Origin of the sequence: uncultured Bacteroides sp. (assembly GCF_902472605.1) — a bacterium.
GTDB lineage: Bacteria > Bacteroidota > Bacteroidia > Bacteroidales > Bacteroidaceae > Phocaeicola.
In genome coordinates this window covers 84,027-97,405 of sequence record NZ_CABROP010000006.1, presented here as the reverse complement: position 1 = coordinate 97,405, position 13,379 = coordinate 84,027, and the positions used below count along the sequence as shown (strand labels likewise).

The following is a 13,379-nucleotide window of genomic DNA, read 5'->3' as shown; positions in this document are numbered from 1 at the left end:
GGGAAAGTCGGGGCGTTGTCATAAAAAAAGAGGGTATGCATTTTGACACACCCTCTTTTTTTTATGCCCTGACGGGGCACAAGGAACGGTGGGTTAGGAATGATGTCCGAAGGAGTCCTTGGGCGCGGCAGCGTATAAACTTGCGGCATTTGTTGGTCAAGCATAAGTTTTAACCGGCCGGAATAGGAAGGATACGGCCTCCGGCTCAGGAAAGGCCATTTCGCCACGGTGTTCCTTTCGCTTTCTTCTTTCTATGTGGTACACTCCGGAAATGCTGTCTTCTTCGTGGCGGAAGGAGCCTCCGCTGGAGATTCTCGGATGTGGATTCTTTTTTAGCTGGCATTAGATACTTCCTGTATGTTTTGCAGACGCGATTTCTTGCTGATGGGTGAAAATAGGGAAACTCGTGTCTCTTTTATCCAGCTTCTAAAGCTTATATTATCTCCAAACACTATTTTAAAGCCTTCTCGGCAATCTTTTGACGCTTCTGAGGACTGGTATGGAATGTGCAGAAATCTTGGGTCTGAGAGGAAATAAAAGGTATAAAAAAAGCCGGAATGAAAAATCCCGGCTTCTAATAGTGTATGTGGTAGCTTATTTTTCTGCTTCACTCTTGGCTGCATGTGGATAATCAATCGTGTAATGGAGTCCTCTACTCTCTTTTCTTTCCATGGCCTGACGAGTAATCAGGTAGCCCACGTTAATCATGTTACGAAGCTCGCAAATTTCTCTGGAGGCCTTTACACGCTTGAACAGGCGTTCTGTTTCTTCGTACAGAATGTCCAGACGGTTCCAGGCACGTACCAGTCGCAGATTGCTTCGAACGATACCTACGTAGGCTTCCATGATTTGGTTGACCTCTTTCATACTTTGGGTAATTAGGACGCGTTCTTCATTACTGATGGTACCTTCTGCATCCCATTCCGGAATGTCCTCGTTAAAATCGTAACGGTCGAGTACGCTCAGGGCATGTTTGGCAGCTGAATCCGCATATACGATGGCTTCTATCAGTGAATTGGATGCCAAACGGTTTCCTCCATGCAGTCCGGTGCAGGAGCACTCTCCAAGGGCATACAGCCGCTTGATGCTGGACTGTCCGTCCAAATCCACCTTGATACCTCCACACAGATAATGTGCAGCCGGCGCTACCGGAATGTAATCCTTGGTTATATCGATACCCAGGCTCAGGCACTTCTTGTAAATGTTCGGGAAATGTTTCTTGGTTTCTTCCGGATCTTTGTGAGTGACATCCAGATATACATGATCTTCTCCACGTTGTTTCATTTCACTATCGATAGCGCGGGCTACAATGTCACGTGGTGCCAGAGACAAACGCGGATCGTATTTCTGCATGAATTCTTCACCGGCGAGGTTTCTCAATACCGCACCGTATCCACGCATGGCTTCTGTAATCAGGAAGCTGGGACGGTCGCCCGGGTGATACAGGGCGGTAGGATGAAATTGAATAAATTCCATGTCTTTTACCACTCCTTTGGCACGGTATACCATGGCAATGCCGTCTCCGGTAGCTACCAATGGGTTGGTGGTATGGTTGTAAACGGCTTCACATCCGCCGGTAGCCATCACCGTTACTTTAGACAGGAAGGTATCGACCTCTCCCGTAGCTTCATTCAGCACGTAAGCTCCGTAGCATTTGATGCCCGGCGTATGGCGGGTGACAATGATACCTAAATGATGTTGAGTGATGATTTCTACGGCATAGAAGTTGGTGAATACCGTAATGTTGGGATGACGTTTTACTTCTTCAATCAGGCTGGTCTGGATTTCTGCTCCCGTATTGTCTTTGTGATGAAGAATACGGAATTCGGAATGTCCGCCTTCTTTGTGCAAGTCAAATTCTCCGTTTTCTTTTTTATCGAAATTTACTCCCCATTTTATGAGTTCCTCTATTTGAGAGGGTGCGTTGCAGATTACTTTTCTGACAGCGGCAGGGTCGCTGATCCAGTCTCCTGCAACCATAGTGTCGTGGATATGTTTTTCAAAATTATCCACCTTCAGATTGGTCACTGAAGCGATGCCACCTTGTGCATAGTAGGTATTCGCTTCTTCCAGTCCGGCCTTGCAGATCAGTGCAACCGAACCTTTATGCGCTACTTTCAGCGCAAAGCTCATTCCGGCAATTCCTGAACCGATAACGAGAAAATCGAATTTTCTTATCATAACGTTGGATATTATGACACAAAACTACAAAAAAGTCAGTTAGATGATGCTTAAAAGCATCCTTTTTTATAAATGCTTTGTAAGTGGACTTTTAAAATATTTAAAGTTGCATTTGAGATGTTTTATTTTCAAGCAGAATTTCTTATCTTCACGGGAAATTAATATAAAAATCAGACAATGAACCGTACTTTTCAATCAAAAGTGGGTTGGTGGTATTGGATTGTCATAGGAATAACTTCCGTATTGTTGTTCTTTTTCTTTTGGGAACACTATTTGCTATGTACAATTCTGTGTGCAACCCTTGTGATTTTTGAAATCGAGATGCTTATTCATACACAGTATATCCTAACGGGAGACGGTTGGCTGAAAGTGGAGACCGGACGCTTTGTACCCAATGCTTCGGTAGAGATAGCAGAGATTCTTCGAATACGGAAAGTCCGTTCCATGGCTTTCTGGGAACCTGCATTGTCGTTTGAACGCCTGGAGGTGGTGTTTAAGAAGCATGGAAAAGTACATTCTATATGCCTTTCTCCCAAAAATCCGGAGGATTTTGTCCGTTGCTTGCTGAAACAGAACGAGACAATCCAATTTTACGACTGAAACTATTTATTAACTGAAGAAAAATACTATGGTACGTGAGTTTAAAATCCGCAGAACCCCTTTTAAAGTGTGGCTAGGGGTTATCATTTTGATTGTGGCCATCGTGTTGGTGGCGTTGCACACTGAAAATTACTGGAGTCTATTGCCGATTGTGTTTCCTATCCTTTTGTTGATTGACGAGCAGATGACTCATATTTTAGTACAGGAAAACGGTGATATTTGGTTGAAAAGAGGGTTTAGTGGAAGTGTCAAAGCATACGGTGTCATGCGGATTGTATTGCGTAAAAAAGATTCTTTGTTGAAAGGCCGGGTGACGGTGTATTATACCAAAGGATTCCTTAATTTTGATCCGGCGGATTTGAAAGGTTTTCTGGCATGTGCGAAAGAACGTAATCCTCATGCAGATTATCGTGAAGAATAATCACTCTGTAAATTAAAGACATATGAAATATCAACTGGCGATTATTGGTGGAGGTCCAGCGGGATATACTGCCGCAGAAGTGGCAGGAAAAGCGGGACTGAGTGTCGTGTTGTTTGAAAAGAATAACGTGGGAGGTGTTTGTTTGAATGAAGGGTGCATCCCCACCAAAACTTTATTATATTCGGCAAAAGTGCATGATACGGCACTGCATGCCTCCAAGTACGGGGTCAACGTAAAAGAAGTCTCTGTCGACTTGGGAAAGATCATTGCCCGAAAGACTAAGGTGGTGAGAAAGCTGGTACTGGGTATCAAGGCAAAGCTGACTGCACAGCATGTGACACTGGTACAGGGAGAAGCCTATGTGCAGGATGCACACACTATCCGTTGTGGAGAAGAAACCTATACTTGTGAACATCTGCTACTTTGTACAGGTAGTGCAGCTTTTGTACCTCCGATTCCTGGTCTTGATACAGTGAATTACTGGACGCATCGGGAAGCGTTGGATAATAAGGAATTGCCTGCTTCGCTGGTGATTGTGGGTGGCGGTGTCATCGGTATGGAATTTGCTTCATTCTTCCACAGCTTGGGAACACAGGTTACTGTCATCGAAATGATGGATGAGATTTTAGGAGGATTGGATAAGGAACTGTCCGGACTTTTGCGGGCAGACTATGCCAAGAGAGGAGTGAAATTCCTGTTGGGAACTCAGGTAACCGGAATTCATCAGTCAGGAGAGGAAATAGAAGTCAGTTATGTATATGAGGGGCAGGAAGGAACGGTCTGCGCACAGAAACTGTTGATGAGCGTCGGACGTCGGCCTGTAATGAAAGGATTCGGTCTTGAGAATCTGAACCTGGAACTGACTCCACGAGGCACTGTAAAGGTAGATGAGTTCTTGCAGTCTTCTATACTGGGTGTTTACGTCTGTGGCGATTTGAATGGAGTCTCTTTGCTGGCTCATACGGCTGTGAGGGAGGCAGAAGTGGCAGTACATCATATTTTGGGCGAAAAAGACGCCATGAGTTATCGGGCAATTCCGGGAGTAGTCTATACCAATCCGGAAGTTGCTTCGGTGGGCTTTACGGAAGAAGCTTTGAAGCGTGAAGGTCGTGCTTATCGTGTGGTTAGCTTGCCGGCAGCCTATTCGGGACGTTTCGTAGCCGAAAATGAAGGAGTAAACGGTGTTTGTAAGGTTCTGGTAGGAGAGGATGAAGAAATTTTGGGCGTACATCTGCTTGGAAATCCGGCTTCTGAATTGATTATTCAGGCAGGAATGATGATAGAGGACAGACGCAAGCTGTCAGATTGGAAAAAGTATGTTTTTCCACATCCTACGGTGGGCGAGCTGTTTCGTGAGTTATAAATAGAGATTTTAGATGAAACGGATAAACGGATTATTGTTTTTTTTATGCTTTTGGGTAGGAAGTATCTATGCACAGGCTTCATTGACAGATAAGCTGGATGAGTTGATAACTTCCGACCCCTTGTTGAAAACTTCGGAAGTGGGTATTGTAGTCCACGATTTAACCACTGGAAAAGAGCTTTATAGCCACCAGGCAGATAAATTGTATCGCCCGGCTTCCATTGAAAAAGTGGTAACGGCGGTAACAGCACTGGATGTGTTGGGCAGCAAGTATCAGTTTCAGACCACACTTTCGTATGATGGAGTCATAAAAAACGGTATTCTGAAAGGGAACCTATATGTAAAAGGAGGTTTCGATCCGGAATTTATGGATTTGGACATGGATTTTCTGGTCCGGGCCATTCAGGAGGCAGGCATACGTACTATTTCCGGGAAACTGGTGGGAGATGTATCCTTGATGGATTCGCTGTACTGGGGAGCCGGATGGTCGTGGGACGACACACCGGAGTCTTTTCAACCCTACTTGTCACCGTTGATGCTGAACAGGGGATGTGTGGATGTCAAGGTTTCTCCTTCGTCCAAAGGACGGGCCGGAAAGGTGGAAATCACGCCTGAATCCGATTATTATCAGGTGAACAACCGTTCCGTCAGTTTGCGTCCGGATGCCGGAAGTTTGAAAATTACACGTGATTGGCTGGTGAACGGCAATACGATTGATATTTCCGGTTGTGTGTCTTCTGTCCGGAAAAAAACGCTGAATATGTACGATTCCAAGCGTTTCTTCATGGATACATTCTGCTATAAACTCAAGAAAGAAGGGCTTTCTGTGTCGAAAGACAGCATTTTCTTTATGGAAGCTCCAGACAGTACAAAATGGATTTATACTTGTCAGCGTCCGTTGGAGATAGTCTTGAAACGTGCCCTGAAAGAAAGCGATAACCTGTCGGCCGAGGCCTTGTTTCGTCAGTTGGGTCGGATGAATGGTAAACATACGTCACACCTTTCTTTTGAGGACTGCCAAAAAGTCGTCAAACGGTTTATGCGTCATTCGCTTGGATATGATCCGGAAGATTATCAGATTGTAGACGGAAGTGGAGTTTCCCTGTATAATTATGTCTCTCCCCGTTTGATTTTAGCTTATTTGAATTATGCCTATCGGCATCCGGCTATTTTCCAGCCTTTTTACGAGTGTCTTCCCATAGCAGGAGTAGATGGTACGCTGAGAGGAAGGATGCGGATGGGAAAGGCTTTCCGGAATGTAAGGGCAAAAACTGGTACCGTGACGGGGGTTTCTTCGTTGGCCGGTTATGTGACATCGGTAAAGGGACATAAGATTTCGTTCGTCATCATCAATCAGAACGTGTTGAAGGCCCGTCAGGCCCGCAACCTGCAAGATAAAATCTGTGAATTATTAGTCCGGATGAATTGAGTAAAAAAAGAGCTTCAAACGTATTTCAGATAAAAAGGAGGATGAAAATTCCAAAAGTCGTACGATTTTGTAGATTTTGTGAACGAATATTGTATCTCAAATTCTGATGGCTTTTGTATTTTTGTTTGCGTAAGAGAGAAAGAATTTGAAGTAATAACATAAATGTTGTTTCCTGTGTGGCAGGAAATGACGGGTGCATTTAAAATTATAATGATTATGGTAAACTTTTCACTTGAAGGTAAGGTAGCCCTTGTGACAGGTGCTTCTTACGGGATTGGCTTTGCAATTGCTACAGCCTTTGCACAAGCTGGTGCAACCATCGTATTTAATGATATCAAACAAGAACTGGTGGACAAAGGTCTGGCCGCTTATAAGGAAAAAGGCATTGAGGCACATGGTTATGTATGTGACGTGACCGATGAAGCAGCGGTCAATGCTTTTATTGCACAGGTTGAAAAAGAAGTGGGTGTAATTGATATTCTGGTCAACAATGCCGGTATTATCAAACGTATCCCGATGTGCGAAATGACGGCAGAACAGTTCCGTCAGGTAGTGGATGTAGACTTGAACGCTCCGTTCATCGTGTCAAAGGCCGTGATTCCCGGCATGATTAAGAAAGGTCACGGAAAGATTATCAATATCTGCTCCATGATGAGCGAATTGGGGCGTGAAACCGTTTCTGCTTACGCAGCTGCCAAAGGTGGTTTGAAGATGCTGACTCGTAACATCGCTTCCGAATATGGTGAATACAACATCCAGTGCAATGGTATCGGCCCGGGGTATATCGCGACTCCACAGACCGCTCCGTTGCGTGAACGTCAGCCTGACGGTTCTCGTCATCCGTTCGATGCGTTCATTGTGGCCAAGACTCCAGCTGCCCGTTGGGGAACTCCGGAAGATTTGATGGGTCCAGCCGTGTTCCTGGCTTCCGATGCTTCCAATTTCGTAAACGGTCACGTATTGTATGTCGACGGTGGTATCTTGGCGTACATTGGCAAACAGCCTAAATAAATAATGGTGTAGAGGTAGAAATAAAAAAATCATCCTGAGAGGGAAGATTCTTTCTCAGGATGATTTTTTGTGAAACAAGAAAAGATAATATTATGAGAAAGACTTTATTGGCTGTCGCCGCTTTTTCCACTGCCTTGTTAGTAGGATGTGGTAACTCAGAATCGGTCACCGTGACGATATCGAATCCTTTGGACATGGAACGGACGGGAGAGATGGTAGAAGTCCCTGTAGACGATATTTATGAGCAGTTGAACCTGGCCGATACGGCCCAGTTTGTCATTTACGATGAAAAAGCCCAGGAAGTTCCTTATCAGCTCACTTACGATGACAAAGTGGTATTTCCGGTTTCTATAGCCTCCAATGCTTCTGTGAACTATACCATACAGCAGGGTACTCCCGGTATCGTCAATACGGTGGTATATGGACGTTATTATCCGGAACGCTTGGACGACATTGCCTGGGAGAATGACCGTGCCGCCTATCGGGCATACGGTCCGGCCTTGCAAAGAAGTGGGGAAAAAGCCTATGGATACGATGTCTTTACCAAAAATACAGAAGACTTGGTGGTAGAAGACCGTTATGCCATGGAACTGGATTCTATGGCATGGGTGCAAATCAATGCACTACGTGATGCGGGCAAGAAGGAAGCAGCCGACAGCCTGGTGCGCACGATTTCCTATCATGTGGACCATGGTAACGGAATGGACTGCTATGCGGTAGGTCCTACGTTGGGAGGTGGCACGTCTGCCTTGATGCCGGATTCTACGATTGTCTATCCGTATTGCTACAAGGATTATGAGATTCTGGACAACGGACCGCTGCGTTTCACGGTCAAGTTAGTGTTCAATCCGCTGGTGGTGAAGAATGATTCGAATGTGATAGAAACCCGTATTATCCAGTTGGATAAAGGTTCTCAGCTGAATAAGACTACGGTGACTTATGATTATTTGACACAAATTACTCCCGTGGCCGCCGGGCTGGTGTTGCATGCTGCCAATCCGAAAGGTTATGCGTATGATGCTTCAGCGGGATATATTGCTTATGCCGATCCTACCACAGAACCCCATTCAGACAATGGGATTGTATATGTAGGTGCCGTGTTCCCTGAAGCAGTACAGACTCGCGTACAGCTGTTCGATAAACCCGTGGGCGATGCCTTAGGGCATGTGTTGGGAATATGTGACTATGAAGCAGGCAATGAGTTTGTCTATTACTGGGGTTCCGGATGGAGCAAATACGGTTTCCCGAAAGCCGACGACTGGAACAAGTACCTGAAAGACTATGCGCAGAAGGTGCGCAATCCACTGACGGTGACTATTCAGAAGTAACAGACTGTCCTTCTTAGGAAGAAACAAATATAAAAAAGCGCAGGGTAAACGTGGAGGTTTGCCTTGCGCTTTTTCTGTATTCAGGGAAATACCTTGAATTCGTATCCTTGCTTCAAGAGCCATTCAATGGAACGGGGAAGGGCATATTTCAGGTTGTTTTCCGACTTCAGGGAATCGTGAAACGTGATAATGGAACCGTTTCGGACGTACTTTTTGACTTTCTCAAACACCTGCGGACCGTTGAGCCGCTTGCTGTAATCGCGCGTCACCAAATCCCACATCACAATCTGGTATTTCTTTTTCAGCACGTGATACTGCATCCAGCGCATGTGTCCGTGAGGAGGGCGGAAAAGGTTCGTGTGCAGGTAAGCGTCGGCCTTGTCCGTATTGGCCAGGTAATTCTGGCTCAGAAATTCAAATCCCCGGATGTGATTGAAGGTATGATTGCCGATGCGGTGTCCCCGTTCCACCACCATCTGGTATTCCTTCGGGTGTTTCCGTACGTTGTCGCCTACCATGAAGAAAGTCGCTTTTATGTGGTATTTGTCCAACAAGTCGAGCACCCAGGGTGTGATGTCGGGTATCGGACCGTCGTCAAACGTCAGATACACCGCTTTCTCGGTCTTGTCCATGCGCCATAGAGCCTTTGGGTACAGCAGACGGATGAATTGGGGAGGTTGTTCGATGAACATGCTTTCGTTCTTTTTTAAAAGGTTGTGTAATATCCAGAAGCCAGCCGAAAAAAATGTCATCCTGAACCCGCAGAAAGTAATTTTGCTTTTGCTGCGTTCAGAATGACATTTTGTATCTGAAGTGACACAGCGGTCAGTAACGGTTACTGAGCCTGTCTACTGGTTCCTACCCGTTGTTCCAACAGTTTGTACAGCTGGTCGAATTTCTGTGCATAATGCACGGCAGAATCGATTTCCTTTCCTGTCTTGCTGTCTTTAATGGTAGCCAGCGTCTTGCATACATCATCCAAAATGTAGAAATAACGCATGCAGTTCTCGTAAGAGCTGGTAAAGCGGGCATCATCCAGACTCAGGTACCAGGTGGCATATTCTACCGCATTGTTGGCCAGTTCGTTGAGAATCTTTTCCGCCTTCTGAGTCTGTCCCAATGCCAGGTAGTTGTCGGCCATCTCCTTGGAGCTGCTCATCACGTAATCGTGAGGAACGGTAGTAGACGGAATGACCTTCTCGCAATAGTCGAGGGCTTTCAAAGCCTTATCCTTCTTGCCTTCCTTGATCAGCTGGCTGGTCAGCTGCACGAACATGCGGCGGTGTGTGTCGCACATGCGCAGTACCGTTTCATCCAGATAGATGTTTGGATTGTCGATGCCGCCGAACTTGAACTTGTGCATCAGGTTGTCGTACATCTTTTCGCTGTCCAGACGTCTGCCCAGTTGCGTATTGTTGAACGGAGTAATGCGGTAGGCCAGACCTTCCTGCAAGAAGTTGTCGGTCAGGTTCAGGTGGTTTTCAGAGCCTACGGTGATGGCCATGTACATCGGGCGTTCCCAGTTGGTATTGGCCAGCATTTCCAGCATCATCAGTTCACTCTTGTACAGCACCCGTTTGCCTTTCAGCGAAATGTGCATATAGTCTGGAATGGAATCAGGCGTCAGCATGCCCGAGCGTTTGATGGCTTCCTTGTCCAGCTTGATGACGATGCTGTCGGTCGGAATCATCTGCAAGTCTTCTTTCGGTGAGCGTACCCAGTGTTCCAGAATGTTCTTCAGTTCGTACGGGTTGTCTCCGAACTCCTTGGCAGCTTCTTCCGGGTTCTTTTTGTAGAATTCCAATACCGTAGGCATGGCATCCGGGCGTATATACACGGCTTCGTTGTGGCCGGATACATAGTCGATTCGTTCCCAGTTGATAGGTACTGATGGAGAATCGTAGGCCGGACGGCGCATCTGGTCGATGTACCAGTCGGTCTGCAGGTAACTCAGGTTGCAGACACGTACATCCGTGCGCACGCCTTCTGTTTCCTGGTTGTACCACAAGGGGAAAGTATCGTTGTCACCGTTGGTGAAGAGAATCGGATTTCCTTTGTCCGGTACTGAGTTCAGGTAGTTCTGTCCGAAGTCACGGCAAGTATAGCGGCCGCTGCGGTCGTGGTCGTCCCAAGTCTGGCTGACCATCTGTATCGGTACCAGCAGGCATACCACGCTGGCCAGGATGGCCGCAGGCTTTTCGTTGATTTTCTTGCTCAGATATTCCGCGATAGCCGCTACTCCTAATCCAATCCAGATGGCGAACGCATAGAAGGAGCCTGCATACGCATAATCTCGTTCACGCGGCTGTTGCGGTGTCTGGTTCAGGTAAAGCACGATGGCCAGTCCGGTCATGAAGAAGAGGAAGAATACCACCCAGAATTGCTGGATACCTTTTTCGCCTCTGTAAGCCTGCCAGAACAGACCGATAAGTCCCAAAATTAACGGCAGACAGTAGAACACGTTGTGACCCTTGTTGTTCTTCAGCTCGCTCGGAAGCAGAGACTGGTCGCCTATCAGCATGTTGTCGATGAACGGGATACCAGTAATCCAGTTGCCATGTTCAATTTCTCCCTGGCCCTGGATGTCGTTCTGACGTCCGGCAAAGTTCCACATGAAGTAACGCCAGTACATGTAGTTCAGCTGGTAGATGAAGAAGAACTTGATGTTGTCCCACTGCGTCGGAATCTTGACCATAATCATCTCGCCGCACTGGTCGTAAGGCACCTGACGTCCTTCCACGCCGCCCAGCCAGTCTTCGTAAGCCTGTGCGTGTACATCACTGTACATACGTGGGAACAGCATGTTCTGCGCATATTTGTATTCCGTCTTGTGACGTACGATTTCGTAGCTGTCTTTTTCGTCCGGACGTTCTTTTTCTTTCCGCTGGTAAACCGGAGCCCCTTCTTCCACGTCGTACACGCAGCCCCCTTCCGTCGGTTTCAAAGCCGGTTTGGAAGCATAAGTCTGTCCGTAGAACAACGGGCGGGTACCATACTGCTCACGTCCCAGGTATTCACCCAGTGTGAAGATATCCTCCGGAGAGTTCTGGTCCATCGGCGTGTTGGCCGAAGAACGGATTACGATAACGGCATACGAAGAATAGCCCACTACAATCATCATCATGGCCAGCAGGCTGGTGTTCAGTGTACGGGCACTGACGCGGTATTTCTCGCTGAGGTTGGCAAAGAGGTAAATGGCCAGAATCGCCAGCACGATTACACCGATGAATACACTGCTCCATCCGTGTCCGTAGAACGGAATACCCAACAGGCCTACCGTAGTGAGGAAGGAGATGTTCATCCGCTTGCGGCTTTTCACCGTGTAGCTTTCGTATACGCCCCAGATGATGCTTGCGGCCAGGACAATCATGTAGATGATGACACCCGTGTTGAAAGGCATGCCGAAGTCGTTGACAAACAGCAGTTCAAACCATCCGCCTACTTTCACGATGCCCGGTACGATGCCGTAGAGTACTACCGCAACCAATATCATGGAGCCAATCAGGGCAATCAGGCTGCCCTTCAGGTTGGCATTGGGGTTTTTCTTGTAGTAATATACCAGTACAATGGCCGGAATACAAAGCAGATTCAGCAAGTGTACGCCGATAGACAATCCTGTGAGATAGGCAATCAGAATCAGCCAGCGGTCGCTGTGAGGTTCGGTAGCCCGGTTCTCCCATTTCAGAATCAGCCAGAATACGAGGGCCGTGAACAGGCTGGAGTACGCATAAACTTCTCCTTCCACGGCACTGAACCAGAAGGTGTCGCTCCACGTATAAGCCAGGGCACCTACCACTCCCGAACCCATGATGGCAATCAGTTTACCCGTTGTCATCTGGTTTTCATCGGGGCAAATCAGTTTCTTGGCCAGGCAAGTGATGCTCCAGAACAAGAACAGGATACACGCGGCGCTCATCAGGGCACTCATGGTGTTGACCATACGGGCCACTTGCGTGGCATCACTGGCAAACTGACTGAACAAATTAGCGGTCAGCATGAAGAAAGGTGCGCCGGGCGGGTGTCCCACCTCCAGCTTATATCCGGTAGTAATGAATTCCGGACAGTCCCAGAAGCTGGCTGTCGGTTCGATGGTCATGCAGTAAGTGAATGCGGCCACCGCAAAAGTGAGCCAGCCAACCAGGTTGTTAATCTTGTTGTACTGTTTCATGAATTATTTTAGTTTCTCGTTAAAATTCAATGCGGCAAAGATAGCAAACATTTACTAATCAAGTCCCAAAAGTAAATGATAATGTTGCAAAAGGCGTTAAAAGCGGTCCATTACTCCTCATGGTGATGGCATTTCAGGATGCGATGAGGCAGATTGCCATGCCCTAACAGTTCGATGGGGCATTCAAAATGCGTTTCCAGCCATTCGGCGGAGACCTCCGTATCCGGATGATAGTCGAGTGTGCCGTTCACGCACGCCACACTTTTCACGTTTTGCAGGATGGTGCCGATGTCGTGGCTCACCAGTACGATGGCCCGTTCCTTGTTGATTTCCTCCAACAGGGAGTAAAGCCGTGCTTCGAATCGCTTGTCGATGTACGTGTTGGGTTCGTCCAGAATCACTACTTTGGGGTTGGAAACCAGTGCGCGGCCCAGCAATGCCCGTTGCAGCTGTCCGCCGCTCAGTTGGCCGATGGCCCTTTGCTCCAGTCCTTCCAGTCCCATGCGGGCAATGATGCGTCGTACCTCCTCGTGCTGTGCCTTGGTGAAAGAACGGAACAATGATTTCTGTTTGTTCAGTCCGGACAGCACCACTTCGTAGACCGAAATCGGGAATTTCTTGTCGATGCGGTTGTATTGGGGCAGGTAGCCCATGGCGATTTCGTCCACCTCTTTTCCGTCCTCAAAAAACTGGATGCGGCCGGCAGTGGGTTTCAGCAGGCCCAGTATGATTTTCATCAACGTGGTTTTTCCTCCTCCGTTGGGTCCGATTACTCCCAAGAAGTCTTTTTCGGCAATTTCCAGGTTCACATTTTCCAAGACCTTCTTTTGGTCGTAGGCGGCGGATATTCCGGTCAGTCTGATAAGCGGTTGGTTCAT

The 13,379-nt window shown here is 47.3% G+C and carries 10 protein-coding genes; 6 read left to right on the top strand and 4 right to left on the bottom strand.

Going from position 1 to position 13,379, the window contains the following annotated elements:
* Positions 1-594: 594 nt before the first annotated feature.
* Positions 595-2,181: an L-aspartate oxidase gene (gene nadB, locus RDP42_RS02700; protein ID WP_303916748.1), complete on the bottom strand. Its 1,587-nt coding sequence runs from the start codon at positions 2,179-2,181 to the stop codon at positions 595-597.
* Between the two features lie 177 nt (positions 2,182-2,358).
* Between nadB and RDP42_RS02695 the strand changes: the two genes are divergently transcribed.
* The 6 genes from RDP42_RS02695 (at position 2,359) to RDP42_RS02670 (ending at position 8,333) form a co-directional block, all read left to right on the top strand.
* Complete coding sequence (locus RDP42_RS02695) at positions 2,359-2,781, top strand: PH domain-containing protein (protein ID WP_308762423.1); 423 nt, start codon at positions 2,359-2,361, stop codon at positions 2,779-2,781.
* Between the two features lie 28 nt (positions 2,782-2,809).
* Positions 2,810-3,202 carry a hypothetical protein gene (locus RDP42_RS02690; protein WP_308762422.1) on the top strand — a complete coding sequence of 131 codons (393 nt, stop codon included), beginning with the start codon at positions 2,810-2,812 and terminating at the stop codon, positions 3,200-3,202.
* Positions 3,203-3,224: 22 nt separating this feature from the next.
* Positions 3,225-4,565: a dihydrolipoyl dehydrogenase gene (lpdA, locus tag RDP42_RS02685; protein WP_308762421.1), complete on the top strand. Its 1,341-nt coding sequence runs from the start codon at positions 3,225-3,227 to the stop codon at positions 4,563-4,565.
* Positions 4,566-4,578: 13 nt separating this feature from the next.
* Entirely contained in the window at positions 4,579-5,994 is a 1,416-nt protein-coding gene (gene dacB / locus RDP42_RS02680) for a D-alanyl-D-alanine carboxypeptidase/D-alanyl-D-alanine-endopeptidase (protein ID WP_308762420.1), read from the top strand.
* Positions 5,995-6,210: 216 nt separating this feature from the next.
* Positions 6,211-7,005, top strand: a complete 795-nt coding sequence (locus RDP42_RS02675; RefSeq protein WP_308762419.1) for a gluconate 5-dehydrogenase — start codon at positions 6,211-6,213, stop codon at positions 7,003-7,005.
* 92 nt (positions 7,006-7,097) lie between these two features.
* Positions 7,098-8,333, top strand: coding sequence for a DUF4861 domain-containing protein (locus RDP42_RS02670; RefSeq protein WP_308762418.1), 1,236 nt, complete (start codon positions 7,098-7,100; stop codon positions 8,331-8,333).
* An 80-nt stretch (positions 8,334-8,413) separates the two neighbouring features.
* Here the strand turns inward: RDP42_RS02670 and RDP42_RS02665 are convergent, their stop codons facing one another.
* From RDP42_RS02665 to RDP42_RS02655, 3 genes are all read right to left on the bottom strand, one after another.
* Entirely contained in the window at positions 8,414-9,025 is a 612-nt protein-coding gene (locus tag RDP42_RS02665; protein WP_204476689.1) for a polysaccharide deacetylase family protein, read from the bottom strand.
* A 143-nt stretch (positions 9,026-9,168) separates the two neighbouring features.
* On the bottom strand, positions 9,169-12,501 hold the full coding sequence (locus RDP42_RS02660; RefSeq protein WP_308762417.1) for a protein O-mannosyl-transferase family: 3,333 nt from the start codon (positions 12,499-12,501) through the stop codon (positions 9,169-9,171).
* 110 nt (positions 12,502-12,611) lie between these two features.
* A complete protein-coding gene (locus RDP42_RS02655; RefSeq protein ID WP_308762416.1) occupies positions 12,612-13,379 on the bottom strand; it encodes a metal ABC transporter ATP-binding protein in 768 nt (255 codons plus the stop codon).